We start from the raw sequence: 25,497 nt of genomic DNA on the forward strand, positions 1-25,497 counted from the left end.
GCCCCCCGCCCGGGGCCCCCGCGCCGGCCGGGCCCGCAGGCCCGCAGGCCGGTCAGTGGACCGCCTCGCTGACGGAGGGCTGGTCGAACTGGGTCCGGTAGAGCTCCTCGTAGCGGCCGCCGGCGGCGAGGAGGTCGAGGTGCGTGCCGCGCTCCACGATCCGGCCGTCCTCGATGACGAGGATGAGGTCCGCGGCCCGGACGGTGGAGAGCCGGTGCGCGATCACCACCGAGGTCCGCCCGGCCAGGGCCTCGCCCAGGGCCTCCTGCACCGCGGCCTCCGAGGTGGAGTCCAGATGCGCGGTGGCCTCGTCGAGGATCACCACCCGCGGGCGGGCCAGCAGCAGCCGCGCGATCGTCAGCCGCTGGCGCTCACCGCCGGAGAGCCGGTAGCCGCGCTCGCCGACGACGGTGTCCAGCCCGTCGGGCAGCGCCTCGATGAGCTCGGCGAGCCGGGCGCGGCGCAGCACCTCCCACAGTTCCTCCTCCGAGGCCCCCGGCCGGGCCAGGAGCAGGTTGGCGCGGATCGACTCGTGGAACAGGTGGCCGTCCTGCGTCACCATCCCGAGCGTCTGGCGGATCGACTCGGCGGACAGGTCGCGGACGTCCACGCCGGACAGGCGCACGGTGCCCTCGTCGGCGTCGTAGAGCCTCGGCACGAGCTGCGCGATCGTCGACTTGCCGGCGCCCGAGGAGCCGACCAGCGCCACCATCTGCCCCGGCTCGGCCCGGAAGGACACCCCGTGCAGCACCTCGACACCGCCCCGCGTGTCGAGGGCCGCGACCTCCTCCAGTGACGCGAGCGACACCTTGTCCGCCGACGGGTAGGCGAACCGCACCCCGTCGAACTCCACCGACACCGGCCCCTCGGGCACCCGCCGGGCGTCCGGCCGCTCGGTGATCAGGGGCTTGAGGTCCAGCACCTCGAAGACCCTCTCGAAGCTCACCAGCGCGCTCATCACCTCGACCCGCGCGCTGGCCAGGGCGGTCAGCGGGGCGTAGAGGCGGGTCAGCAGCAGCGCCATCGCGACGACGGCGCCCGGCTCCAGCTGCCCCCGCAGCGCGTAGAACCCGCCGAGACCGTAGACGACGGCGAGAGCCAGCGCCGAGACCAGCATCAGCGCGGTGACGAAGACCGACTGCACCATCGCCGTGCGCACCCCGATGTCACGCACCCGGCGGGCCCGCGTGACGAACTCGGCCGACTCGTCGGCGGGCCGGCCGAAGAGTTTCACGAGCGTCGCCCCGGGCGCGGAGAAGCGCTCCGTCATCTGCGTGCTCATCGCCGCGTTGTGGTCGGCCGACTCGCGTTCGAGCCGCGCCAGCCGGGTGCCCATCCGCCGCGCGGGCAGGACGAACACCGGCAGCATCAGCAGCGCGAGCAAGGTGATCTGCCAGGAGGTCCCGATCATCACGGCGAGGGTGAGGACCAGCGTCACGAGGTTGCCGACCACGCCGGAGAAGGTGTCGCTGAAGGCCCGCTGCGCGCCGATGACGTCGTTGTTCAGCCGGCTGACCAGCGCGCCGGTGCGGGTGCGGGTGAAGAAGGCGATCGGCATGCGCTGCACGTGGTCGAAGACCGCGGTGCGCAGGTCGAGGATCAGGCCCTCGCCGATGCTCGCCGACAGCCACCGCGTCATCAGCCCGAGCCCGGCCTCCGCCACCGCGATGACGGCGATGAGCACGGCGAGCACGACGACGGTCTCCAGCGCCAGGCCCTTGACGATCGCGTCGACGACCCGGCCCGCGAGCACCGGGGTCGCCACGGCCAGGGTCGCCGTCACGACGCTGAGCAGCAGGAACCAGGTGAGAAGCCTACGGTGTGGCCGCGCGAACCCGGCGATGCGCCGCAGCGCGGCCCTGGAGAACGGCCGCTTCTCGTCCTGCGCGTTCATCGCGTGGTAGAGCGACGTCCACGCGGTCACTTCCATGTCCATCGCATGTCTCCGGTGTCTGGGGGGTGGTCTCCGACTTTTTCATGGAGCACCGACAGAACCCGTGGGCCGGAGCCGTGGATGCGGCGGGTCCCTCCGGGGGGCGCGGTGATCGCGTCGGTCGCCGGGGTCACGCGTGGCTCCGCCGTGGCGGACCTCCCGCGGGGCCACGACGTCGCCGGCGTTCCCCGGTGGCGACACAAGAGGACACTAAGACCTCAACTTAACCTGAGGTCAACCGCTCCGACCTCGGACGGGGTCAACCACTCCGACCTCGGACGGGTCAGCCGCCCCGACCTCGGACGGGGTCGACCGTCCCGACCTCGGACCGGAGGACGTCCGTGCCCATCCCGCCCATGGGCAGCCGGAGGGCCTGCCTCCCTGGGGAGGCAGGCCCGTGGACCCCGGACGGCGTGTCGCGGCGGTGAAGGGGGTCAGGGGTCCCGGTCCCGGGGCGGCCGCGTTCTCCGCGGGAGCCGCACCCGCCCCGGTCCGCCGGTCAGGACGTCACAGCACACTGCCCCCTGTCCTGCTTGACGGGCCCCTCGGGGTTCGGCCGCACGTCGAAGTCGAAGATCTCCGTGGGCAGGTAGAGCGAGCAGCAGGCGTTGGGGATGTCGACGATGCCGCTGATCCGGCCCTCGATGGGCGCCGAGCCGAGGAGCAGATACGCCTGCTCGCCCGTGTAGCCCCACCTCTTGAGGTATTCGATGGCGTTGAGGCAGGCCCGGCGGTAGGCCACCGTCGCGTCGAGGTAGTAGTTCGTGTTGGTGTCGTGGTCGACCGAGATGCCGATGAACGACATGAACTCCGAGTAACGCGGCTCGACGTTGCCGGGCATGAAGATCGGGTTCGTGCTGACGCCGTACTTCTCCATGCCGCCCTTGATGAGATCCACGTGGAAGTCGATGAAGCCTCCCATCTCGATCGCCCCGCAGAAGGTGATCTCACCGTCGCCCTGGCTGAAGTGCAGGTCCCCGCCCGAGAGCTTGGCGTCCTTCACATGGACGGGGTAGAAGACGCGCGCCCCGCGCGTGAAGTTCTTGATGTCGTGGTTGCCGCCGTTCTCCCGGGCGGGAACGGTGCGGGCGCCCTCACGGGCGATCCGGTCGGCCACCTCGCCGGTCGCCGTCCCCGCGAGGGTGTTGTCGCGCAGCGGCGGCAGGCCCAGGGCGGGGACCCGGTTGGGATCGGTGTCGATGAGGGCCTGCTCCCGCTGGTTCCAGCTCGCCAGCAGCTCCGCCGACGGCGCCGTGCCGAACAGCCCCGGGTGGGTGATGCCGGCGTATCGGACGCCGGGCAGGTGGCGGGATGTCGCGTATATCCCGTGGAAGTCCCAGATCGCCTTGTAGGCGTCCGGGAAGTAGTCGGTCAGGAACCCGCCGCCGTTCACCTTGGCGAACACGCCGGTGTAGCCCCAGCCCTGCCCCGGCGCGTCGCCGACCTGCTGCGGCACCGGACCGAGATCGAGGATGTCGACCACCAGGAGGTCACCCGGCTCCGCCCCCTCGACCCCGATGGGCCCGCTCAGCATGTGCGCGAGGGTGAGGTCGACGTCCCGTACGTCGTTGGCCGAGTCGTTGTTGTGCAGTTGCGCGTCGGTCCATTCCCGGCATTCGACGCGGAACTCGTCCCCGGGCTTCACCATGGCGACCACAGGTATGTCCGGGTGCCATCGGTTGTGACCCGGTACTTCCTGGTCACGCATCGACTTTGACTGGTCCACGCTGAACACGACTTTTGGCATGACGAGTCCTCCTCTTGAATTCGGTACGCGGTGATCCGGTAGCTGCCAGGTCACATCACCTCCTCACCGGTGCCGGCCCCCGCCGGACCACCGGGAACGGCTCGCGGGCGGGCTAGTGCGCCGGGATCGTCTCCCCTCCGGCGGGTCCGGCCCGGCTGGAGAGCGCGCCCCTCTTCCTCGTCAGCGGCCACAGCGCGCCGAACACCACCACGCCGAACACGACCAGGACGATCGCGAGGACGTTCTGGTCCCAGCGCTGCCAGTAGCCGGTGAGGATGAGGAACGACGGAATGGCCGCCGTGACCCATCCCTGGATCGCCGTCACCCAGCCCGTGTAGGTGGTGAGGTGGTCGTGCTTCAACCCCAGCAGCAGGAAGAAGAGCAGCCACAGGAACGACCAGTAGAGCCAGATGACGCCGAACGGCCTGTCGTTGAGGATCCGGAAGTTCGCGAACGAGTAGCCGAGCGCCATGATGGCCACGAACAGCGAGAAGTAGCCGATCCCGGTGGTGTCGAACCCGCCGAGCAGGCCGATCCCCACATAGAGATAGGTGAACCCGAACAGGAAGATCCCCGACGCGCCGAGAATCACATTCGTGTCGCCGCGGGACATGATGATCATCACGGTGGGCGTGATCACCTGTAGCGCGCCGACGAAGAGGTTGAGGATGGCCGTCGCCCGCGGCTCGACCTTCCCCAGCAGCATCAGCCCGTTGATGAAGAGCACCGCGCCGACGTAGAGCAGTCCAACCGCTCCCAACCGTGACACCCCCTAGTGCCGGTGATGGGATATTCAGGTGGGCGACGTGATCCACCTACGCCGTGCGGCGGCACGGCCGCGCCCAGGGCCGTGGCAGCCGTGGAGGCGTCTGGACGCCGGCCTTCGCCGGGTCAGACGTCGCGGAGGGACGTAGGTGGACGTGTTGTGCCGTCCGCCGTTCACGGCCGTGGCAGGCGTGCCAGTGCCGGATGCGGCGGGCGTGGTGGGTGTCTGCGGGGGATGCTTGAGACGACCTCGGGGGCCTCCCGGCTCCGCTCGTCCAGGTCGAGCGCGGCCGACAGCGCCGGATGAACCCGGGACAGGCCCGGTGGGGAGAAGACGCGCCGGGCACCGCGTCCGCACGCGGAGCAGTCACGAGATGCCGGTGCGGTCCCTATCGGCAGCTGGACGTCGAACCGGCCGCACTCTCGGCAAAGGTATTCATAGGTCGCCATAGGCACCTCCACTCCGCCCGCCCGAGAACGACGCCTCTCACGCCCGGCCCTCCGGCTGACGGGACCACGGATCCGGAACGGATCGGGCCACAGTTCCGGACTACCCGAAATCCGATCGGCCTGTCAAGGTCCGGACGCCGCCGGCCGTCGCACCGCGCCGGAAGCGTGACGGGACGCAAATCCGCAGGCAAAGCAGGCTCTACGCGGCAGCCGTACGGCCCGGCTCAGCGTGATGCGCGGCGGTAGGCCCCGCGAGGTCAGGGGGAGGACACCGGCTGGAGGGGGCCGGCCGTGGAGGCCGCCGCCCGGGTGCGTTCCGCCCAGCGTACGGCCGGCCCCATCGCGGAGCCGGCCAGCAGGAACAGGCCGCCCAGCAGGAGCCAGCCCGGCGGGCCCCAGGTGACGATCAGGGCGGTGAGCAGCAGGGGGCCGAGCATCCGCGCGACCGCCGTGCCGGCGCCGAAGAATCCCTGGTACTGGCCCTGCCTGTCGGGCGGGGCCAGGTCGAAGCCGATCTCCCAGGCGCCGGCGGCGTGCATCATCTCACCGAGCACCTGCAGGCAGGCGGCCACGAGCAGGGCGGCGCCGGCGGCCCACGCCGAGGGGCCGGCCGCCGACAGCGCGAACGCCGCGCACGAGGCGAGCATCACCAGGCCGGCGTGCCGTACCGACCGGGAGGCGGTGTCCAGGCCGCTCACCCGGCGGGCCACCCTCACCTGCAGGAGCACCACGCTCAGCGTGTTGAGCACCAGCAGCGCCGAGACCGTCCAGCTCGGCGCCTGGGTCCGCTGCACGATCCACAGGGGGATCACCAGGCTGAGGAGGGGCATGTACAGCAACATGATCATGTTGAGGAGTGCGATCAGCGCGTAGGGCCGGTCGCGGAGCACCGCCAGCGCCGGCTCCCCGGCGGGGGCGGGCGGCGAGGACGGCACGGCGGGCAGCCGGAGCAGCACCAGGGCGGAGACCAGGAAGCTCAGGGCGTCCATCGCGAAGACCGCCAGATACCCCTGCTGGGTGTCGAGGTGCAGGGCCACCCCGCCGAGCGCCGCGCCGACCGCCAGCCCGGCGTTCACCGTCGCCTGCAGGTGGGCCCGGACCCCGGTCCGCTCGGCCCGCTCCACCAGCCCGGCCAGCAGCGCCTGCCGGGCGGCTCCGAGGCCGCACTGGCAGCAGGTGTAGAGGCAGGCGGCCAGGACGAACAGGGGGAAGGACCGGACGAACAGCAACGAGCCGACCGCGGTGCCGGTCGCGACGGCCAGCAGCGCCGCCGTGCCCCGGGCCCCCCGCCGGTCGGCGAGGTGCCCGAGCGGGACCCCCGCCAGGAACCCCAGGGCCCAGCCGAGGGTCAGCCCGGAACCGACCTGGGTCGGGGTGAGCCCCACGATCCGGGTGAAATACAGCGCCGAGCACACGTAGTAGGCGCCGTCACCGAAGGCGTTGGCCAGCTGCGCCAGCGCGAGAACCCGGGGCGGCCCGGAGGGCGGGAGGATCCTGCTGGACACGATGGGCCTCCTTGGTCATCACCGCTGAGCCGGGTGATGCGGAGGCCGATCGCCGCGTCCATCCTCGCCCGCCGTGCGCGCTGTGCGGTTCACACCGTAAGGAGCGGGCCGGCCGAGCTTACAGGGCCAAATCCCGACGGATCGATTGGGCCGGTGGCCCCTCGCCCACGGCTACCGGGCCTGCTCCAGCAGCTTCTCGGTCCCGACGAGGCGCACGCAGATGGCCAGGCCGGTGATGGCCAGTTCCACCTCCTCCAGCTCCGGGTAGGTGGGCGCGATGCGGATGGTGCTGTCGCGGGGGTCGTCGCCGTAGGGGTGGGTGGCGCCCGCCGGGGTCAGCGCGATGCCCGCGCCGGCCGCCCGGCGCACCACCTCCCGCGCGCAGCCCTCCAGCACGTCGAGGCCGATGAAGTAGCCCCCCTCGGGGCTGGACCAGGACGCCAGGCCGGTGCCGCCCAGCTCCTTGGTGAGGATCAGGTCCACCGCGTCGAACTTCGGCCGGATCAGCTCGCGGTGGCGGCGCATGTGCTCCAGGACGCCCTCCTCGTCGCGGAGGAACTCCACGTGGCGGAGCTGGTTGAGCTTGTCGGGGCCGATGGTCCCCTTGGCCATGTGCCCGAGCAGCCAGGCCACGTTGGCCGGGGAGGAGCCGAAGAAGGCGACGCCGCCGCCGCTGAAGGTGATCTTCGAGGTGGAGCCGTAGACGAAGGCGCGGTCGGGGTTGCCGCTCTCGGCGCACAGCGCCAGCAGGTCGGCGATCTCCACCGGGGTGTCGGTGAGGTGGTGCACGGCGTAGGCGTTGTCCCAGAAGATCCGGAAGTCCGGTGCGGCGGTGGGCATGGCCGCCAGACGCCGCACCGTCTCGTCGCTGTAGGAGACGCCGCTGGGGTTGCTGTATTTCGGCACCGCCCAGATCCCCTTGATCTGGGGGTCTTCGAGCACGAGCCGCTCGACGACGTCCATGTCGGGGCCTTCGGCGGTCATCGGCACGGGGATGAGCTCGATGCCGAAGCGCTCGCACAGGGCGAAGTGGCGGTCGTACCCGGGGACCGGGCACAGGAACGCGGTCCGCGGCGCGTCCACCCAGCGGCCCTCGCCACCCGGGACCCCGCTGAGCAGCGCGTGGACGATGGAGTCGTGCATCAGCGAGAGGCTGGAGTTGCCCGCCGCGATCAACTGGCCGGCGGGCACCTGCAGCAGGCCGCTGAAGATCTCCCGGAGCTCGGGCAGGCCCTGCAGCCCCCCGTAGTTGCGGCAGTCGGTCCCGTCGGCGGCCGTGTGGCCACCGGGCCGGGTCAGGAGGGCGGAGGCCAGGTCGAGCTGCCGCCCCGACGGCTTGCCCCGGGTGAGGTCGAGGGAGAGTCCTCGCTGGACGAGCGCTTCGTAGTCGCGCAGGGCGCGCTCACGCTGCGCGGTCAGCTCATCGAGGTTCAGGGCCGAAAAGCTCACGGGGATTCCTTCGCCTGCCGATCGCGGGTGGGCTTCGAAGGATAGAAGACCTGCGGGAGCGACCGGAAACCGGGCCGGACCGGGCTGTGCCATGCCATACCGCCGGCCCCCACGGCACCGGACCCTCCGCCGGCGGCGGCGGTCACCGTAGGATCCCGCTATGGCGGAGGTCATGGGACGAGACGGGACATGGACGTTCGACGGCGAGATCCTGCGGATCGTGCCCGGCCGTGACCGGGGCGTGAACAAGCTGCGGCAACTCCTCGGCGAGGTGGCGGTCCCGCTGGCGGCGGTGGCCGGCATCGCCTACGAGCCCGGCAAGAAGGGCGGGCGGCTGCGGTTGCGGCTGCGGGAGGGCGCCGACCCGTTCACCCAGGCCGCGCGGGGGCGGATCTCCGACGCGGCCGACCCCTACCAGCTGGCCGTCGACGCCGACCGCACGGGCGTCGCCGGATACTTCGTCGACGAGGTGCGCAACGCCCTGGTGATCGATCAGGTGCCCGACGGGCCCAGCGACCGCTATCTGATGCCCGGTCCCGGGCTGCCGCTGACGGTGTCGGGGGGCGACGGCACCGCGACGTTCGACGGCGAGTCGATCCGCCTGGAGTGGAACTGGGCGGTCGAGGGGGTCAAGAAGTCGGCCGGTCCCCAGCGTCTGCCGCTGAAGGACCTGGACGGCGTGGACTGGATCCCGGCCGCCGGGCTGGAGAACGGGCACCTGCGCTTCAACCTCCGGGGCACGGCGCACAGGCTGGCCCCCAAGCACGACCCGCACTGCCTCGTGCTGTGGGGCATGGACAAGGAGACCCGGACGGCCGCGCTGTTCGTCGCCGCCGTCCTCGCCCGGCTGCCCCACCCCTCGGCCCCTCCGGAGCCGCCGCCCGCTCTCGAGGCCCCGGCGCCGGCCGCCCCCGCCCCCGCCGGCGACGACCCGGACGCGCTCCTGCGCCGCCTGCGCGAGCTCGGCGACCTCCGCCGGGACGGCGTGCTCACCGAGGAGGAGTTCACCGTCGCCAAGCAGGCGCTGCTGGGCCGCTTCTGAGAGACGCCCGCGCGGGAGACGGCCCGGCACAGGAGGCGACCCGGCCAGGACGACGGCCCGGCGCGGACGACAGCCCGGCGCGGATGACGGCCCGGCGCGGGAGGCGGCCCGGCGCGGGAGGCGGCCCCGGAGCCGGCCTAACGGCACTGGGCGAGCATGACGGCCTTGTCGGCCCGGGTGACCGGCAGGCCGTATTTCAGGGCGACCTGGGCGAAGCGTACGACGTAGGCGCAGCGGATCCGGCGCGCCGGCGGGAGCCACGAGGCCGGGCCCGAGCCGCCCTTGGCCTGGTTGGCGCCGCCGTAGACGGGGATCAGGTTGAGCGGGTCGTTGGCGATCCGCATCCGCTTGGCCATCGGCCAGCGGGAGGCGCCCATCCGCCATTCGTAGAACAGCGGGATCACGTGGTCGACCTGGACCTGGTCCGCCCGCTCCTTGCGCCACCGGATCGTCCGGCCGGTGTAGGGGTCGCGCAGTCTCATCGCGACGACGACGCAGTCCGAGCCCCGGCGGTATCTCACGTCCTCGCCGTCCCGGGCGAGCAGGTCGTTGCGGGTGCCGCAGCCGTTACGGGCGTACGGCACGCCTCTGGCCGTGTCCGCCCAGTTGTCGCCGAACCGGGCCCGCGTGTAGCCCGTCCTGGGCCCCATCCCCCTGGTCCGCAGCTTCTTGATGAGCCTGACCGCCATGCCCCTGTCACGCGCCGACCTGAGCGGGGCCAGGCCCGGCAGGGTGCCGTGCGGGTTGTCGAGCGGGGCGGCTCTCGCCCGGCTCTCCAAGGCGGCTCTCGCCTGACCGTCTCCCTGCGTCCCCAACGAGAACATCACCGCGGCGCCCAGAACGGCGGTGACCATCCCCCGCATGCCCACCCATGCCTCCATGAAGGATTACCGGTCGAAACATGACCGATGCCCGCAATGGGGTTGGTTGACACGGAACGTCAGGACGCATCTGCGTGGCGCCCGGGGAACCGGCCCTAGAGCCAGCCCTTCTTCTTGAAGATCAGGTAGAGGATGGACGAGGCCACGAGGATGGCGGCGGTGGAGGTCCAGAAGCCGAGCGACTGGCCGAAGCCGGGATAGGGCACGTTCTGGCCGTAATATCCGGTGATCATCGTGGGCACCGCGATGATGGCCGCCCAGCTGGTGATCCGCTTCATGATGTCGTTGAGCTTGAAGCCCTGCTGGTTGATGTGGGCCTCCCGGATGTTGCCCACCAGCTCCCGCAGGGAGTCGGTCCACTCGCCCGCCCGCAGGGCGTGGTCGTAGACGTCCTGGTAGTAGGGGTCCAGCGCCGGGTCCAGCATGTCCACGCTCCTGCGGAGCAGGCTGCCGACGACCTCGCGCACCGGCACCGCCAGCCGCCGGAACCGCACCAGCTTCTTGCGCATCTCGAAGGTCTGGCGCTGGATGTGGACCCGGTCGCCGGCGTCCTCCTCGAAGAGGTCGTCCTCCAGCGCCTCGACCTGGTCGTCGAGTGCCTGCAGCACCTCGAAGTATCCGTCCACCACGTAGTCGAGCAGGCCATGCAGCAGGTACGGCACGCCGTACTTGGCCATCTCGGTGTTGGCGTCCCAGCGCCTGATCACCTCGTCGATGTCGAAGTGAGGGTTCTCCCTGACGGTGACCAGGGCGTGCTTGGTGACGAAGATCGATATCTCGATGAGTTCGAGACGTTTTTTCACCAGCTTGGCGCCGTAGACGGTCAGGAACAGGTGGCTGTCGTAGGTGTCCAGCTTGGGACGCTGCTGGCTGTGGAGGGCGTCCTCGACGGCCAGCCGGTGCAGGCCGAGCTCCTCGCTGATCTTGTCCAGGTCCGCCGACGAGGGCGAGCACAGGTCGAACCACACCACCGCGGAAGGGTCTGCGAGGTGATCGGACACCTCGTCAACGGAGAAGCCTTCGGCTTCCAGGACTCCATTGCGGTACAGACGGGTGCGGTCCATGCCCGTCAACACTAGACGAGTAAGTCCTGGACCGGGTCGGACGAGTAAGCCCTGGGTCGCGCTGGTGGACATCGACTTCGAGGTGCACGGGCCGCCCGAGCTCGTCGACCGCATCCGCGCCCTCTCCGCCCACCTCGCCACCGCCGCACCGCCTGATCCGACCCCGCGCCGGCGCGCCGGGCGGTGAGTGATCGCCCCCACACCGGCGGGGCCGGCTCGACCTCGGACCGCACGGCGGCCGGAAGGGCCTCAGGCCGCCATCGGCGCCCCGAGGAGCCGGCGGATGTGCCGGACGGCGGTACGGCCGGCGCGGTTGGCCCCGATGGTGCTGGCGGAGGGGCCGTAGCCGACCAGGTGGACGCGGGGGTCGAGGACGGCCCGGGTGTCCTCGACCCGGATGCCGCCGCCCGGCTCACGCAGGTGGAGCGGGGCCAGGTGGCCGACGACCGGCCGGAAGCCGGTGGCCCACAGGATCACCTCGGCCCTGACCAGCCGGCTGTGCCCGGCGGGCGCCGTGTCCCACCTCACCCCGTCGGGGACGATCCGGTCGAACATCGGCAGGCGGTCCAGCACCCCGGCCGCCCTGGCCGCCCTGACCTGGGGCGTCACCGGATAGCCGGTGGCCCCGACCACGCTGCCCGGCGGGAGCCCGGCACGGACGCGGGCGTCGACCCGGGCGACGGCCGCCCGGCCGGCCTCCTCGTCGAACGGCCCCTCCCGGAAGACGGGAGGACGGCGGGTCACCCAGGTGGTCGTGGTGATCTCGGCGATCTCCATCAGGAGCTGGACGGCCGAGGCGCCGGCGCCGACCACCACCACGTGCCGGCCGGCGAACTCGTCCCGGGTGACGTAGTCGGCGGTGTGGAGCTGCCGCCCGAGGAACGTCTCCTGACCCGGGTAACGCGGCCAGAAGGGGCGTTCCCAGGTGCCGGTGGCGTTGATCAGTGCCCGGGGGGACCAGTCGCCGGCCGAGGTCTCGACCAGCAGCCGCCCGGCCGACCCCTCCCGGACCGCCCGCACCGTCACCGGGCGGCGCACCGGCAGGCCGAAGGTCCGCTCGTAGGCGGCGAAGTATTCGGACACGACCTCCGACGAGGGCCGGGTCATGTCGACGACGCCCATCGGCAGGCCGGGGAGATCGTGCACCCGGTGCGCCGCGCCGAGGGTCAGGGACGGCCAGCGGAACTGCCACGCGCCGCCGGGACGCGGGGAGCGGTCGAGGACCACGGAGTCGATCCCGGCCCTGCTCAGGAAGTAGGCGCTGGACAGCCCGGCCTGCCCGGCCCCGATGACCACAACGTCGATGTCCGTCACGTTCCCTGGCAACCGCCCGCGCCCGGCGAATAATCCTGCGCCCGCGGGGCAGCAGCACATATCACGACAGACGCAGCCCGAGATTCACAACAGACGCAGCCCGAGATGAGGTCACATGATAGTGCTGGGACTCCTCCTGATCGTACTCGCGGGCGCGGCTGTGGTCGCGGTCTCCTGGGATGAGGCCGCCACAGCCACAACCCCCGCATCGTTCACGGTCTTCGACCAGACGGTCCAGCTCTCCCAGCTGGAGTTCTTCTTCGCCGGCGCCGCCACCGGGGCGCTGTTCCTGCTCGGCCTGGCGATGATGTTCAGTGGGATGCGCCGCTCCGCCACCCACCGGCGCAGGATCCGCACCTCCCGGATGGAGGCGCGTGACCGCGTCGCCCGCCTGGAGGAGGAGAAGCGCGAGCTGGAGCGGAAGCTGGAGGAGACTCCGGCGACCGCCGCGGCCCCCGCGGTCGACCGCGACCGTGACGGCGTCGACGACCGGGCCCAGACGGCGGCGCGCCCGCCGGTCGACCGTGACCGTGACGGCGTCGACGACCGCGGCGAGACGACGGCGCCCCACCCGAGGATCGAGGTGCCCCGTCAGCACAGCACCGACCAGCTCGTCGCCGGCCGCCACGGCCGTCCGGGAGACGGCCGGTAGCCTCTCCCGCCCGCTTCTCCCCCCGACCCCTCCGCCGGTGCGGCTATGCATGCCGTACCGGCGGAGGTCTGTGTCCGCGGCCCCGGCGGCCACGCCCCGGGCGGCTACGGCCGGTCCACCGCCGGTCGCCCGTCCCGCGCCACCGGTCCGTCCCGCCGGCGACCGTCCGTCCCGCCGCCGGTCTCCCGGCCTGTCCGCGGGGGTGGACGTTCACCGCCTGCCGAGCTCCTCGGGAGCGCTCGCCGCCTCCCCGGGGACGGCCGCCGCCGGCCGGGACTCCCGCGGCCCCTCCTCGGGCCGCTCAGGGGCCGGAGAGGACCGCGGGGCCCTCCCGCGCTGCAGGAGCGTCATGAGGCCGCCGGCCACCAGCCCCCAGAACGCTGCACCCACCCCCAGCAGGGTCAGCCCCGACGCGGTCACCACGAACGTGACCACCGCCGCCTCCCGGCTCTCCGGATACGCCACCGCCGCGGTGACCGCCGAGGCGAGCGCGCCGATCAGGGCGAGGCCCGCGACCGCCTCGATGAGCACCGGCGGGGAGAGCAGGACGAGCGCGGTGGCCAGGCCGGATCCGACACCCAGGACGATCATCGAGGCCCCGGCGGTGACCGAGGCGATCCACCGGCGCCCCGGGTCGGGGTCGGCGTCCGGGCCGGCGGCCAGCGCCGCGGTGATGGCGGCCAGGTTCACCGCGTGCCCGCCCAGCGGCGCGCCCAGGGTGCTGGCCAGGCCGGTGGCGACGAGGATGCCGCGCAGCGGGGGGCGGTAGCCGTACCCGGCCAGGACCGCCATGCCCGGCACGTTCTGGGAGGCCATGGTGACCAGGAACAGCGGGAGCGCGATGCTGACCATGGCCGCGAGGCTCCAGGACGGGGCGGTCGGCTCGGCCACCGGGCGCAGGTCCACCGCCCCCATGCCGGGCCCGGTCAGCGCGATGGCCACGACGGCGGCCAGCAGTGCCCCCGGGATCGCCCACTTGCGGGCGAAGCGGCTCAGCAGCGCCCAGACGAGCACCACGGGACCGGCCATCCACGGCACCTCGCCGAGGGCCCGGACCGGCGCGACGCACAGGTTGAGCAGGACCCCGGCGAGCATGGCGCCGGCGATCGGGGCGGGGATGGCCGCGATCCAGCGCCCCAGCGGGGGGAAGAGCCCCGCGACGGTGATGAGCAGGCCGGAGACCACGAACGCGCCGACCGCGGCGGGGAAGCCGCCCTCCACGGCGCCGGTCGCGACCAGCAGCGCCGCCCCCGGCGTGGACCAGGCGATGGTGATCGGCACCCGCTGCCGCAGCCCCAGCCAGATCGCCACCACGCCGTTGGCCAGGCAGAGCGCGAGCAGTCCGGAGGCCGCCTGCCGCTCGTCGGCGCCCACCGCGCGGAGACCGGCCAGCACCACGGCGAAGGAGCTGGCGAAGCCGACCAGCGCGGTCACCACACCGGCCAGCATGGGTTGCAGCAGGCGATTCATCGTGTTCTCCTCAGCGTGTTCCGTATACGGAACGTACATCGTGCTGCACGATAGCCTCATGGAGTCCGGCGCACAAAATTCCCGTCCCGCCCAGGAGGCCAGAACACCGGGCGTAGGCCAGCGGATCCGCAGGTTGCGTGAGGAGCGCGGCATATCGCTCTCCGAGCTGGCCCGGCGCGCGGGCATCGGCAAGGCCACGCTCTCCGGCCTGGAGAACGGCACCCGCAATCCCACGCTGGACACGCTCTGGGCGGTCACCGCCCAGCTCGGCGTGCCACTGGCGCTGGCCGTGGGGGAGAGCGGCCCCGTCCCTCACGGCACCGCCGTGGAGGGCGTGCTGCTCCAGGTCTTCGAGGACGAGTCCGTCACCTACGAGCTCTACCGGCTGACGATCCCGGCGGGGGCCACGCAGGTCTCCCCCGCCCACCACGAGGGCGTCACCGAGCACATCACGGTCTTCGCCGGAGTGCTGAGCGCCGGCCCGCAGGACGCCCCCCTCCAGGCCGGACCGGGCGAGCATCTCACCTGGCGCTCAGACGTCCCGCACATCTACTCGGCGGTCGGCGGCCAGGACGTCCACGCCAGCCTGCTCATGCGCTACCCCCGCCCCCGGTCACTGCGACAGCCCCAATAAATTCTCAAAAATCCCTAAAAGTAATATTGGCCCCATGACACCACGGCCCACGGCAGTGCTGTTCTGGGCCACCGGTGTGCTGGCCTATGTCATCGCGGTCTTCCACCGCCAGTCCCTCGGCGTCTCCAGCATCGAGGCCGCCGCGCGGCTCGGTGTCGGCGCGGCCGGGCTGTCCACCCTCGCCATGCTGCAGTTGCTGGTCTACGCGGCCATGCAGGTGCCCGTCGGGGTCCTGGTCGACCGGCTCGGTTCCAAGCGCATGCTCGTCGTCGGAGCCGCCGTGATGGCCTGCGGCGAGCTGGTCTTCGCGCTGTCGGAGGGGCTGCTCACCGGGATCGCCGGCCGGGCGCTGATCGGCTGCGGCGACGCCATGACGTTCATCAGCGTGATCCGGCTGGTCAACCTCCACTTCTCGGCCCGCCGCAACCCGTTGATGGTCCAGCTCACCGGACTGATCGGGCAGCTCGGCGCGATCGCCTCCGCGGTGCCGCTGATCCAGTCCCTGCACGCCTACGGCTGGACGGCCACCTTCCTGGGCGCCGCGGGCCTGGGCGTGCTGTCGGTGCTGCTGCTGCTCACGGTGCTGCGCGACTCCCGCCCGGAGCGGACGGGACAGCCTCCCAGCCTGAAGGCCGCCTGGGCCGAGCCCGGCACCCGCCTGGGCATGTGGACCCACGCGGCCACCCAGTGCTCGGCGGCCGCGTTCCTGCTGCTGTGGGGCTACCCGTTCCTGGTCCAGGGGCAGGGCCTCGCCCCCGCCACGGCCGGCGTGCTGCTGTCCACGCTGACCCTGTGCGGCATGGCGTGCGGACCGCTGCTCGGCTATCTCGCCGGGCGCTTCCCCTTCCACCGCTCCCGCATGGTGCTCATCGTGATCGGCACCACCGCCGCGGCGTGGACCGCCGTGCTGGCCTGGCCCGGCCGCGCGCCGCTCTGGCTGCTCGTCGTGCTCGTGGTGGTGCTCGCGGCCAACGGCCCGGGGTCGATGATCGGCTTCGACTACGCCAGGACCTTCAACCCGGCCGCCCGGATCGGCGCGGCCACCGGCATCGTGAACGGCGGCGGCTTCGTCGCGAGCATGGCGGTGATCGCCCTGGTCGGCGTCACCCTCGACCTGGTCGGGGAGACCGGCCTGGCGGCGTTCCGCTGGGCCTTCGCCGTGCAGTACCCGATCTGGGCGCTGGGCGCGGTCCAGGTCCTCCGCTACCGGGGCAAGACCCGGCGCCTGCTGCTCTCGGCCCAGCCGAGCGCCCAGCCGAGCGCCTGACCGAGCGCCCAGCCGAGTACCGAGCCGAGCGACTGGCGAGCGTTTGTCGAGCACCTGGCGAGGGCCCGGACGGCGAGCGCCTGCCCGGCGGACCCGGACGGCGAGGGCTCATCGGCGGGAGCCGGGACACACGCCTGGCGGCGGCCACCGGTAGGAGCCGGGCACACGCCTGGCGACCCACCGGCGGGAGCCGGGCTACGCCTGGCGGGAGGCCACCGGCGGGAGCACGGTGAAGGGCTCGGCGAAGTGGGCGGTGGCGATCATCCCCCGCTCGGCCCTGACCCGCTCCAGCAGCTCCTTCCGCGTCGCGGCGGCGAGGACGGGATCGGTGTCGTAGAGGTAGGTCACCGCCGGGTCGGCCAGCTGCACCGGGTGCAGCACCACGTCGCCGGTCAGCACCAGCTCGCCCACCTGGACGACCTGGTGGCCCGGGGTGTGCCCCGGCGTGTGGAACACCCTGATGCCGGGCAGCACGTCCGCCTGGCCGTCCACCACCTGCACCCGCTCGCCCAGCGGCCGGACCACGTGGTCGAGGACCGCCTCGGCGGCCGCGTCGATCTCGGCCCGCTGGAAGACGTGCCGGGCGTTGGGGAAGACGGGCACCCCGCCGATCACGGCCCCGCTCGCGTGGTCGCTGTGCAGGTGCGTGATGACCACCGCGTCCACCTCCTCGGGGGCCACCCCCACCCGGGCGAGCTCGGCGCCGAGCGCTCCGGGGACCGGCGCCCAGCTCGCCGCCGGCGAGTCCTCCGGGCCGACCCCGGTGTCCACCAGCACGGTCCGGCCCACCGCGTCACGCAGCAGGTAGCAGTGGAAGTGCAGGGTCCATTCGTCGGACTCCCCGTGACAGCCGCCGGGGAACATCTCCGGCAGCGGACGCCTGATCGAGTCCCCCATCGGTCCTACGGCGTCACACAGGGGGAACACTTCGACGCCCCCGACTGTTATGGACTGATGTGGCATCCGGTCTCCTGTTCGGCACGGATTGACGGTGCTACCGTAATGGTGGGCGTGACGCACTGCAGGCTGAGCCGCGTGCGATGATCCGCCCCTTTTACCCCATTTTTTACCGCATCTGCTCCGGCACGCGGTCCCCCCTGCGAGAGGTCGATCACGACTTTTCGCCTGCGAAAGGTCCCTTATGACCACCGAAACCACCACCCGAAAGCGTCCACGCCCTCCGCAGCCGCGTGAGAGCGACGCCTACACCGAGACCGTGGCCGGCCTGCTCGACGTCCGCGACAGAACCGGCTACCTCCGCACCCGCGGCTACCTCCCCGGCCCCGACGACGTGCGCGTGCCCCACGCCCAGATCAGGCAGTACGGCCTGCGCCCCGGCGACCACGTCGTCGCCACCGCCCGCAAGCCGTACGAGAGGCTGGTCGAGGTGGAGAGCGTCAACGGCTCCACCGACTGGCGGCGGCGGCCCGACTTCGCGGACATGACGCCCATCCACCCGCGCGAGCGGCTCCGCCTGGAGACCGAGTCGGTGACCACCAGGGTCGTCGACCTGTTCGCGCCGGTCGGCAAGGGCCAGCGCGGCCTGATCGTCGCCCCGCCGAAGGCGGGCAAGACCATGGTCCTGCGGGACCTGGCCGCCGCGATCACCCGCAACCATCCGGACTGCCACCTCATGGTCGTGCTCGTCGGCGAGCGCCCCGAGGAGGTCACCGAGATGCGCGAGTCCGTCCACGGCGAGGTGGCCGCCTCCACGTTCGACCGCCCCGACCGCGACCACACCGCCCTGGCCGAGCTCGCCGTCGAGCGCGCCAAGCGCCTCGCCGAGAGCGGCCGCGACGTCGTCGTCCTGCTGGACTCCCTGACCCGTCTCGGCCGCGCCTACAACAACCTCGCCCCCGGCGGCGGGCGCACCCTCGCCGGCGGCCTCGACGCCGCGGCCCTGCTCCCCCCGCGCCGCTTCTTCGGCGCCGCGCGCAACCTCCGCGACGGCGGCTCGCTGACGATCCTCGCCACCGCCCTGGTCGAGACCGGCTCCCGGATGGACGACAACCTCTTCGAGGAGTTCAAGGGCACCGGCAACATGGAGCTGCGCCTCAGCCGCGCCCTCGCCGAGAAGCGCCTCTACCCCGCCGTCGACCTCGACGCCTCCGGCACCCGGCGCGAGGAGATCCTCCTCGACCCGCGTGAGCACCAGCTCACCTGGCGGCTGCGCCGTACCCTGGGCGGCCTGGACCGGCAGCAGGCGCTGGAGCTCCTCACCGACCGGCTCCGCGAGACCCCCTCCAACGCCGCCTTCCTCCAGCAGGTCCAGCAGGCCACCTGACCCCGGCGGGTCCGGCCCGTCCGGCCCGTTCCGCACGGGCGATCCGCGCGGCGGCCGGCCGGTCCGGCGACCACGATGCCTGGCGACCACAGTGCCTGGGGATCACGGTGCCTGATGACCACGGGCGCCGCGCGGACACGTGACCGGCGGCCGCGCTAGCGGGGCCAGTTGGCGACGACCTCCTCCCGGATGGCGTCGACGTGGCAGTAGGAGATCGCGCGCCTGCCGCGGTCCAGGACGCAGACCTTGACGTCCACCCGGGTGACCTCACCGTCCGAGGAGAGTCTGAAGGTGTCGCCGGCGCGGCAGGTCGAGCGCGGCTGCGCCCAGCCCGTGCCGCCGCCGACGTAGTGGAACCGGGCGCGGATGTAGGCGCAGTGATTGCGGTGGGGGTCACGGTCACGGAGCGTGCCGGACACGGTGAACGTCTCGGCGCTGAAGTCCGTGATCCACACGTCCGCGGCGGCGTGGCCGGAGTGCCCGGCGGCCGACCGCACCGGCCCCCAGTGGTGCTTCACGCCCGCGGCGGCGGCCGCGGCGGGGCTCGCAGCGGCGTCCGCGAGCGCCGCCGGGCCCGCGGCGCCGGCGTGCGCGGGCGCCGTCGCGAGCAGGGGTGCCGCGAACAGGGCCGCCGCGAGCACGGACGCCGGCAGCACGCCGGTGAAAGATCTCTTCCTCATACCTCCGAGTTATAGGGCCTGCGGCTTGTAGCGTCCTTGCATCCCACTGGCACCGGTGGAGCGCAGCGCGCCCCGGAGGCGGGATGATGAGGGGATGCTGGCCGACGTCGTCGAATACCTCGCCTGCCCGGTCTGCGGAGCCGGGTTCGACCTGGACGAGCGGGTTCTCCGCTGCTCCCAGGGTCACTCCTTCGACATCGCCCGGCAGGGATACGTCAGCCTGCTGACCGGCTCCCAGGCCCCCGGCACGGCCGACAGCGCGGCCATGGTGGCCGCCAGGGAGGCGTTCCTCGGGGCAGGGTATTTCGGTCCCCTGGCGGAGGCGGTCGCCGGAGCGTGCCGTACCGGCGCGGAGGTGGTCGCGGACGCGGGCGCGGGGACGGGCCACTACCTCGCCGGGGCCCTCGACCGGCTCCCGGGGGCCGTCGGGATCGCGCTGGACGTGTCCAAACACGCGATCAAGCGGGCCGCGCGGGCGCATCCCCGGCTGGGGGCGGTGGTGGCCGACGTGTGGCGGCCGCTGCCCGTCGGGGACGGCACGGTCGACGTGATCCTCAACGTGTTCGCCCCCCGCAACGGGGCGGAGTTCGCCCGGATGCTCAGGGCCGACGGCCGGTTGATCGTGGTCACGCCGACGTCGCGGCATCTCGAACCGCTGGTGGAGCGGCTGGGGCTGCTCTCGGTGGACGAGTCGAAGGAGCGGCGGGTGGCCGAGAGTCTGAGCGGCCGCTTCGTCGAGACCGGGCGGAGCGTTCACGAGTTCGGGATGACGCTGGGGCGCGGGGCGGTCGAGGCCGTCGTGGGCATGGGGCCGAGCGCCTGGCACACCGATCCGGAAGTCATGCGGAGAAAAGTGGCGGACCTTCCCGAAGTAAGCGATGTGACTGCTTCTTTCCGCATGTCTATCTTTCAGCCCCGCCCCTGATCAAGCGATGTGCTTGACAGCCACCTTCGGGACGCATGTTACTGATGTGGTATTTAGCCCGAAATTCCCACACATTAACTAAGCAAATTGAGGGCGGAAGCGACATACTGGACGGCAATCCGGCGAGCCCGCGCCTGGACGCGTGAAGCGAACGTCTTGACGGAGGGAAGCGCCATATGAAGGCGGAGGAGCGCTGGCAGGCCAGGTTCCGGGCGCCGCGCGTGACGCTGCCCGTGTGGGCGCGTCAGGCTCCGGCCCGCGCCGTCTACCGCAGCAACGCCTCCGGCGCGTGGGAGATCTACGCCTGGGACCGGTCGACGGGGATCGTCCGCCAGGCCACCACCCGGCCCAAGGGCACCTCGCACGGCACGATCGACCCCACCGGCCGGTGGATCTGGTGGTTCTCCGACACCGACGGCGACGAGTGGGGCGGCTGGATGCGCCAGCCCTTCACCGGCGGCCCCGACGAGCCGATCGACCTCGACCCCGGCTACCCGTCGGGGATCGCGCTGGCGGCGACGGGCGAGGCCGCGGTCGGCGTCGCCAGGCCCGGCGAGGGTTTCAAGATCTATGTCGTACGGCCCGGCGGGTCCGTCCGGCTGATCTACGAGCACGCCGAGGCCGCCTCCGTGGCCGCCATCTCCCTGGACGGCTCGCTGATCGCGATCAGCCACAGCGAGCACGGCGACTCCCGGCACCCCGCGCTGCGCGTGCTCCGGCAGAACGGCGACGTCGTCGGTGACCTGCGCGACGGCCCCGGCAGAGGCGTCCTCGGCCTGCGCTTCGCGCCCGTCCCGGGCGACCGCCGGCTGCTGACCCTGCACGAGCGCAGGGGCCGCCGCGAACCGCTGGTCTGGGACCCGGAGAGCGACGAGCAGCGGGAGATCTGGCTGCGCGACCCCGGGGAGATCACCGCCGACTGGTACGACGACGGCCGCTCGCTGCTCGTCGTCCGGGCCAACCGCGGGCGCACCCATCTGCACCGCTACGACCTCGCCGGCGGCCGACTCTTCCCGATCGAGACCCAGCACGGCGTGATCGACGCCGCCGCGCCCCGCCCCGACGGCTCGGTGGAGTACTCCTGGTCCAGCGGCGCCCACCCGCCGGTGATCCGGTCGAGCAACGGCCACGTGGTGATGAACCACGGCGGCCCGACCTCACCGCCGTCCGTCCCGGTCGAGGACGTGGACGTGGAGGGCCCCGGCGGGCGCATCCACGCCCTGGTGTCCCGGCCCGACCGCGGCTCGGGACCGTTCCCGACGATCTTCCTGCTGCACGGCGGGCCGACCTCGCAGGACGACGACTCCTTCGTCCCGCAGGTGGCCGCGTGGGTGGACCTGGGCTTCGCGGTCGTGCGGGTCAACTACCGGGGCTCCACCGGCTACGGCTCGGCCTGGCGGGACGCCCTCACCGGCGAGGTCGGCCACATCGAGCTGTCCGACGTGGCCGCCGTCCGGGACGTCATGGTGGAGCGCGGCGTCGCCGACCCGGACCGGCTCGTGCTGTCGGGCGCCTCCTGGGGCGGCTATCTCACGCTGCTGGGCCTGGGCACCCAGCCCAAGGTGTGGGCGGCCGGCATCGCCGCCGTGCCCATCGCCGACCATCTGGCCACCTACGAGGAGGAGACCGAGGCGCTGCGGGCCTACCACCGCGCGCTGCTCGGCGGCTCCCCGGCCGAGCAGCCCGAGCGCTACGCCAACTGCTCGCCGATCACCTACGTCGACCAGGTCGAGGCGCCGCTGCTGATCCTCGCCGGGGAGAACGACCCGCGCTGCCCGATCGGGCAGATCGAGACCTACGTGTCCCGGCTCGCCGCGCGCGGCCACGAGCACACGGTCTACCGCTACGACGCCGGCCACGGCTCGCTGGTCGTCTCCGAGCGGATCGCGCAGATGTCGGCCCAGCTCGAATTCGCCCGCAGGCACGTCAAGACGGAGATGTGACACGGCGGCGCCGCCGGGAGCCGAGGGATCGGAGAACGGCGGGGCCGCCACCGCCGGAGACCTGGGGACCGCGGAGCGACGGGGCCGCCACCGCCGGAGAAACCCGGGGACCGTGCAACGGCGGGGCCGCCGGCATCGGGGAGAACCGCCGGACACCGCGGCGGCGCCGGAGAGGCCGGCCGCTGTCGGGCGCGCAGGACCACGATCGCCATGTCGTCTATCGGGCGAGCAGGACCACGATCGCCGTGTCGTCTATCGGGCGCGCAGGACCACGATCGCCATGTCGTCGGCGCTCGGCTCGGGGGCGAAGTCCTGGACCGCCCGGCGGATCCGCTCCGCGACCGCCCGCGCCGACAGGCCCACGCACTCGGCGAACAGCTTGGCCAGTCCGCCGTCGTCGTCGAGCAGCCGGCCGTCCTGGCGCCGCTCGGTCACCCCGTCGGTCACCGCGAGCAGGACGTCGCCGTGGTCGAGGTGGACGAGCTCGGCCTTGAAGGTCGCCTCGGGGAAGACCCCCAGCAGCGACTGGGAGGTCACCACCGTGTCCACGACGCCGGTGGGCCGCAGCCGCAGCGCCTCGGGATGGCCGGCGGAGACCAGCCACACGTCCAGCCCGGTGGGCACGGGCTTGATCTCCCCGTGCAGCAGCGTCAGGAAGCGGGCCCGCTCTCCCTCGTCCAGGATCGCCTGGTTGAGCCGGTCGAGGACGGCCGCCACGCCGTATCCCTCCCGGGCGAGCAGGCGCAGGGTGTGGCGGGCCAGGCCGGTGACCGCGGCGGCCTCGGGGCCGGTGCCGCAGACGTCGCCGACCGCGAACCGCCAGGAGCCGTCACCGGCCGCGAACAGGTCGTAGAAGTCACCGCCGACCTCGTTGGTCTCCCCCGCGGGCTCGTAGACCACGGCGGGGTCGAGCCCGGGGATCTCGCCCGGCTCGTTGGGGGGCAGCAGGCTGCGCTGCAGCGCCCGGTTGGCCGCCGCCTGGGTGGCATAGAGCCGGGCGTTGTCCATGGCGAGGGCCGCGCGGCGGCCGATGTCCTCGGCGTACTGGAAGACGTCCTCGGCGAACCGGTCCGGCCGCCCCAGGCACATCGCCCCCAGCGACCGTCCCCGCGCCAGCAGCGGGATGACGAGCATCTGCGAGTCGCCGAGCTGCATGGAGCCGCCGGCCTGCGGGATCCGGGCCGTGGCGAGCTCCTCGCGCAGCCCGTCGATGCGCCGCTCGTCGGTGTGCCAGAGGTAGGCCGGGCGCTGCGGGCCGCTCCCGTCGCTCCAGGTGTAGACCGCGCACCAGGTGGCCAGCCGGGGCACGACGATCTGGGAGATGATCGCGGGCACCATGTCCGGGTCGAGGGTGCCGGCCAGCAGGTCGCTGGCGTCGGCGAGGAAGCCCATCCAGATCGGCCCCCGGGTCGGCTCCTCGATGGACCACTCCGCGGCCACCCGCTCGGCGGAGCCGGGCAGCCGCAGCCGCGCCCAGTCGGTGCGCAGCTCGCCGGAGAAGGTGACGCCCCACTCGTCGACCGGCGCGGCCGGGCCGCTGGGGACTCCCTCGGGGACGCCCCGCTGCCGGACCTCGATCTGGACACCGTCTCCCAGATGGCTCCAGACGACCTCGAACGGCACCTCGGCCGTCTGCCCGACGAGCTCCCCCGCCAGCCGCTCCGCCACGTCGAGCACGGACGCGGCAGCCCAGGCGGTCATCACCTCTCTGGTGAAACGCCGGACTGCGGGGACGGCCGTGTCTCCTGGGGCGAATGTCGCGGCCAGGACGGCTCGGGGAGCGTTGGTCACTGTTCCGTGCCTACCACACTTCGCGCCCGCATGGGGTAATTCGAAGACGGGACTGTGGGTTGCGCACCGTGACAGACTGGGATGACTCGCGGCTGCGCCCCCGGGAGTCAAGGAGGTCTTATGACCACGGCCAACACCGTGCCCGACGTCGAGGAGCGACGTTACAGCGAATCGGATCTCAAGCCGATTCTTCAGACACTCATCACCTGGCGCGACGGCGACTTCCGCCGCCGGGTGCCGCATGCTCCTCCCGGGATCCTGAGTGAGATCCGCCTGCTGCTCAACGAGGTCGCCGACCGCCGCGAGCACCTGGCCAACGAGCTGCACCGGGTCCGCCGCGAGGTGGTGAAGGAGGGCCGCTTCAGCGAACGCCTGACCGCGGGTCCGGGCGTGGGTTCCTGGGCGGAGAGCGTCGACTCGGTGAACTCGCTGATCGACGCCCTGGTCGGGCCGGTCAGCGGCGCGGCCGACGTGATCGACGCGGTCGCCAAGGGAGATCTGTCCCGGCGGATCGACCTCGACCGGAGAGCACGGGGCGAGGTGCGCCGCCTCGGCAAGGCGATCAACGGCATGGTCGACCAGCTCTCCCTGTTCACCTCCGAGGTGACGCGCGTGGCGCGCGAGGTGGGCACCGAGGGCCGGCTGGGCGGCCGGGCGAACGTGCGGGGCATGTCGGGCAGCTGGCGTGACCTCACCGAGGCCGTGAACACCATGTCCAGCCGCGTCTCCGCCCAGGTCCGCGACATCGCGCTGGTCACCACCGCGGTGGCCAGGGGAGACCTGAGCCGCAAGGTCACCGTCGACGCGGTCGGCGAGATGTTCGAGCTGAAGAACACCGTCAACACGATGGTCGACCAGCTCTCGGCGTTCGCCGAGGAGGTCACCCGGGTGGCGCGCGAGGTCGGCACCGAGGGCGAGCTGGGCGGCCAGGCCCAGGTGCGCGGCGTCTCGGGCGTGTGGAAGGACCTCACCGACAACGTCAACGTCATGGCGAGCAACCTGACCACCCAGGTCCGGGCCATCGCGGCGGTGTCCACGGCGGTGGCGCAGGGCGACCTGTCCAAGAAGATCACCGCCGACGCCCAGGGCGAGATCCTCCAGCTCAAGGACACCCTCAACACCATGGTCGACCAGCTGTCGATGTTCGCCGACGAGGTCACCCGCGTCGCCCGCGAGGTCGGCACCGAAGGACAGCTCGGCGGCCAGGCCCGCGTCCGCGGCGTCTCGGGCGTGTGGAAGGACCTCACCGACAACGTCAACTCCATGGCCAACAACCTGACCTACCAGGTACGCAACATCGCCGAGGTCACCACCGCCGTCGCCAACGGCGACCTGACCCGCAAGATCGACGTGGACGCCCAGGGTGAGATCCTCGCCCTCAAGACCACCATCAACACCATGGTCGACCAGCTCTCCTCCTTCGCCTCCGAGGTGAGCCGCGTCGCCCGCGAGGTCGGCTCCGAAGGACAGCTCGGCGGTCAGGCCCAGGTGCGCGGCGTCTCCGGCACCTGGAAGGACCTCACCGACAACGTCAACGTCATGGCCAACAACCTGACCACCCAGGTGCGCCAGATCGCGGCGGTCTCCACGGCGGTGGCCCAGGGCAACCTGTCCAAGAAGATCACCGCCGACGCCCAGGGCGAGATCCTCCAGCTCAAGGACACCCTCAACACCATGGTCGACCAGCTGTCGATGTTCGCC

21 protein-coding genes and 1 pseudogene are annotated in these 25,497 nt (G+C 72.3%); 9 read left to right on the top strand and 13 right to left on the bottom strand.

Translation table 11 applies throughout. The features are described 5' to 3' along the window. Positions 1-52: 52 nt before the first annotated feature. The 6 genes from ACWDS7_RS27575 to ACWDS7_RS27600 form a co-directional block, all read right to left on the bottom strand. On the bottom strand, positions 53-1,936 hold the full coding sequence (locus ACWDS7_RS27575; protein ID WP_451931646.1) for an ABC transporter ATP-binding protein: 1,884 nt from the start codon (positions 1,934-1,936) through the stop codon (positions 53-55). Positions 1,937-2,432: 496 nt separating this feature from the next. Next, positions 2,433-3,680 carry a formamidase gene (gene fmdA / locus ACWDS7_RS27580; RefSeq protein ID WP_451931647.1) on the bottom strand — a complete coding sequence of 416 codons (1,248 nt, stop codon included), beginning with the start codon at positions 3,678-3,680 and terminating at the stop codon, positions 2,433-2,435. 112 nt (positions 3,681-3,792) lie between these two features. Further along, entirely contained in the window at positions 3,793-4,440 is a 648-nt protein-coding gene (locus ACWDS7_RS27585; RefSeq protein WP_451931648.1) for an AmiS/UreI family transporter, read from the bottom strand. A gap of 179 nt (positions 4,441-4,619) precedes the next feature. After that, positions 4,620-4,895 (bottom strand): FmdB family zinc ribbon protein, encoded by a 276-nt coding sequence (locus tag ACWDS7_RS27590; RefSeq protein WP_451931649.1) that lies wholly within the window; start codon positions 4,893-4,895, stop codon positions 4,620-4,622. A 257-nt stretch (positions 4,896-5,152) separates the two neighbouring features. Beyond that, entirely contained in the window at positions 5,153-6,400 is a 1,248-nt protein-coding gene (locus ACWDS7_RS27595; RefSeq protein WP_451931650.1) for an MFS transporter, read from the bottom strand. 171 nt (positions 6,401-6,571) lie between these two features. Further along, positions 6,572-7,849, bottom strand: coding sequence for an aminotransferase class I/II-fold pyridoxal phosphate-dependent enzyme (locus ACWDS7_RS27600; RefSeq protein WP_451931651.1), 1,278 nt, complete (start codon positions 7,847-7,849; stop codon positions 6,572-6,574). A 160-nt stretch (positions 7,850-8,009) separates the two neighbouring features. Here ACWDS7_RS27600 and ACWDS7_RS27605 point away from each other — a divergent pair, with 160 nt between their 5' ends. Next, positions 8,010-8,891, top strand: coding sequence for a DUF4429 domain-containing protein (locus tag ACWDS7_RS27605; RefSeq protein ID WP_451931652.1), 882 nt, complete (start codon positions 8,010-8,012; stop codon positions 8,889-8,891). A 137-nt stretch (positions 8,892-9,028) separates the two neighbouring features. Here the strand turns inward: ACWDS7_RS27605 and ACWDS7_RS27610 are convergent, their stop codons facing one another. Continuing rightward, positions 9,029-9,754, bottom strand: a complete 726-nt coding sequence (locus ACWDS7_RS27610; RefSeq protein ID WP_306875430.1) for an HNH endonuclease family protein — start codon at positions 9,752-9,754, stop codon at positions 9,029-9,031. A 113-nt stretch (positions 9,755-9,867) separates the two neighbouring features. Continuing rightward, positions 9,868-10,836: a magnesium transporter CorA family protein gene (locus ACWDS7_RS27615; protein WP_306860806.1), complete on the bottom strand. Its 969-nt coding sequence runs from the start codon at positions 10,834-10,836 to the stop codon at positions 9,868-9,870. Between the two features lie 64 nt (positions 10,837-10,900). On the opposite strand from ACWDS7_RS27615, the gene ACWDS7_RS27620 reads away from it, so the two are divergent. Beyond that, entirely contained in the window at positions 10,901-11,023 is a 123-nt protein-coding gene (locus ACWDS7_RS27620) for a hypothetical protein (RefSeq protein ID WP_451931653.1), read from the top strand. 62 nt (positions 11,024-11,085) lie between these two features. On the opposite strand, the gene ACWDS7_RS27625 is transcribed toward ACWDS7_RS27620, so the two are convergent. Further along, positions 11,086-12,141, bottom strand: coding sequence for an FAD-dependent oxidoreductase (locus ACWDS7_RS27625; protein WP_451931661.1), 1,056 nt, complete (start codon positions 12,139-12,141; stop codon positions 11,086-11,088). A gap of 124 nt (positions 12,142-12,265) precedes the next feature. Here ACWDS7_RS27625 and ACWDS7_RS27630 point away from each other — a divergent pair, with 124 nt between their 5' ends. Beyond that, positions 12,266-12,802, top strand: coding sequence for a hypothetical protein (locus tag ACWDS7_RS27630; RefSeq protein WP_306860815.1), 537 nt, complete (start codon positions 12,266-12,268; stop codon positions 12,800-12,802). Between the two features lie 210 nt (positions 12,803-13,012). Here the strand turns inward: ACWDS7_RS27630 and ACWDS7_RS27635 are convergent, their stop codons facing one another. Beyond that, positions 13,013-14,272: a benzoate/H(+) symporter BenE family transporter gene (locus tag ACWDS7_RS27635; protein WP_451931654.1), complete on the bottom strand. Its 1,260-nt coding sequence runs from the start codon at positions 14,270-14,272 to the stop codon at positions 13,013-13,015. A gap of 40 nt (positions 14,273-14,312) precedes the next feature. Here ACWDS7_RS27635 and ACWDS7_RS27640 point away from each other — a divergent pair, with 40 nt between their 5' ends. Both ACWDS7_RS27640 and ACWDS7_RS27645 read left to right on the top strand, forming a co-directional pair. Continuing rightward, positions 14,313-14,906: a helix-turn-helix domain-containing protein gene (locus ACWDS7_RS27640; protein ID WP_451931655.1), complete on the top strand. Its 594-nt coding sequence runs from the start codon at positions 14,313-14,315 to the stop codon at positions 14,904-14,906. A 34-nt stretch (positions 14,907-14,940) separates the two neighbouring features. Beyond that, complete coding sequence (locus ACWDS7_RS27645; RefSeq protein ID WP_451931656.1) at positions 14,941-16,173, top strand: MFS transporter; 1,233 nt, start codon at positions 14,941-14,943, stop codon at positions 16,171-16,173. A gap of 195 nt (positions 16,174-16,368) precedes the next feature. Here the strand turns inward: ACWDS7_RS27645 and ACWDS7_RS27650 are convergent, their stop codons facing one another. After that, positions 16,369-17,070, bottom strand: a complete 702-nt coding sequence (locus tag ACWDS7_RS27650; protein ID WP_451931657.1) for an MBL fold metallo-hydrolase — start codon at positions 17,068-17,070, stop codon at positions 16,369-16,371. Positions 17,071-17,389: 319 nt separating this feature from the next. Between ACWDS7_RS27650 and rho the strand changes: the two are divergent. Then, a pseudogene (rho, locus tag ACWDS7_RS27655) lies at positions 17,390-18,457 on the top strand (transcription termination factor Rho); the annotation flags it as partial. A gap of 155 nt (positions 18,458-18,612) precedes the next feature. Here rho and ACWDS7_RS27660 read toward each other — a convergent pair. Next, a complete protein-coding gene (locus ACWDS7_RS27660; protein ID WP_451931658.1) occupies positions 18,613-19,137 on the bottom strand; it encodes a hypothetical protein in 525 nt (174 codons plus the stop codon). Between the two features lie 94 nt (positions 19,138-19,231). Here ACWDS7_RS27660 and ACWDS7_RS27665 point away from each other — a divergent pair, with 94 nt between their 5' ends. Both ACWDS7_RS27665 and ACWDS7_RS27670 read left to right on the top strand, forming a co-directional pair. Continuing rightward, entirely contained in the window at positions 19,232-20,062 is an 831-nt protein-coding gene (locus tag ACWDS7_RS27665) for a putative RNA methyltransferase (RefSeq protein WP_306860827.1), read from the top strand. Positions 20,063-20,238: 176 nt separating this feature from the next. After that, a complete protein-coding gene (locus ACWDS7_RS27670; RefSeq protein ID WP_451931659.1) occupies positions 20,239-22,005 on the top strand; it encodes a S9 family peptidase in 1,767 nt (588 codons plus the stop codon). Positions 22,006-22,257: 252 nt separating this feature from the next. Here the strand turns inward: ACWDS7_RS27670 and ACWDS7_RS27675 are convergent, their stop codons facing one another. Continuing rightward, on the bottom strand, positions 22,258-23,706 hold the full coding sequence (locus ACWDS7_RS27675; RefSeq protein ID WP_306860831.1) for a PP2C family protein-serine/threonine phosphatase: 1,449 nt from the start codon (positions 23,704-23,706) through the stop codon (positions 22,258-22,260). Between the two features lie 210 nt (positions 23,707-23,916). Between ACWDS7_RS27675 and ACWDS7_RS27680 the strand changes: the two genes are divergently transcribed. Next, positions 23,917-25,497 (top strand): HAMP domain-containing protein (locus tag ACWDS7_RS27680; RefSeq protein ID WP_451931660.1); only part of this gene is annotated, 1,581 nt, incomplete at its 3' end.

The sequence above is a fragment of the Streptosporangium sp. NPDC003464 genome (genome assembly GCF_053588315.1).

Bases quoted from the DNA above. Each gene is read 5' to 3' on its own strand.
- ACWDS7_RS27575 (WP_451931646.1), bottom strand. From the start codon at position 1,936: ATGGACATGGAAGTGACCGCGTGGACGTCGCTCTACCACGCGATGAAC.
- fmdA (WP_451931647.1), bottom strand. From the start codon at position 3,680: ATGCCAAAAGTCGTGTTCAGCGTGGACCAGTCAAAGTCGATGCGTGAC.
- ACWDS7_RS27590 (WP_451931649.1), bottom strand. From the start codon at position 4,895: ATGGCGACCTATGAATACCTTTGCCGAGAGTGCGGCCGGTTCGACGTC.
- ACWDS7_RS27605 (WP_451931652.1), top strand. From the start codon at position 8,010: ATGGCGGAGGTCATGGGACGAGACGGGACATGGACGTTCGACGGCGAG.
- ACWDS7_RS27610 (WP_306875430.1), bottom strand. From the start codon at position 9,754: ATGCGGGGGATGGTCACCGCCGTTCTGGGCGCCGCGGTGATGTTCTCG.
- ACWDS7_RS27615 (WP_306860806.1), bottom strand. From the start codon at position 10,836: ATGGACCGCACCCGTCTGTACCGCAATGGAGTCCTGGAAGCCGAAGGC.
- ACWDS7_RS27630 (WP_306860815.1), top strand. From the start codon at position 12,266: ATGATAGTGCTGGGACTCCTCCTGATCGTACTCGCGGGCGCGGCTGTG.
- ACWDS7_RS27635 (WP_451931654.1), bottom strand. From the start codon at position 14,272: ATGAATCGCCTGCTGCAACCCATGCTGGCCGGTGTGGTGACCGCGCTG.
- ACWDS7_RS27645 (WP_451931656.1), top strand. From the start codon at position 14,941: ATGACACCACGGCCCACGGCAGTGCTGTTCTGGGCCACCGGTGTGCTG.
- ACWDS7_RS27650 (WP_451931657.1), bottom strand. From the start codon at position 17,070: ATGGGGGACTCGATCAGGCGTCCGCTGCCGGAGATGTTCCCCGGCGGC.
- ACWDS7_RS27660 (WP_451931658.1), bottom strand. From the start codon at position 19,137: ATGAGGAAGAGATCTTTCACCGGCGTGCTGCCGGCGTCCGTGCTCGCG.
- ACWDS7_RS27665 (WP_306860827.1), top strand. From the start codon at position 19,232: ATGCTGGCCGACGTCGTCGAATACCTCGCCTGCCCGGTCTGCGGAGCC.
- ACWDS7_RS27670 (WP_451931659.1), top strand. From the start codon at position 20,239: ATGAAGGCGGAGGAGCGCTGGCAGGCCAGGTTCCGGGCGCCGCGCGTG.
- ACWDS7_RS27675 (WP_306860831.1), bottom strand. From the start codon at position 23,706: ATGACCGCCTGGGCTGCCGCGTCCGTGCTCGACGTGGCGGAGCGGCTG.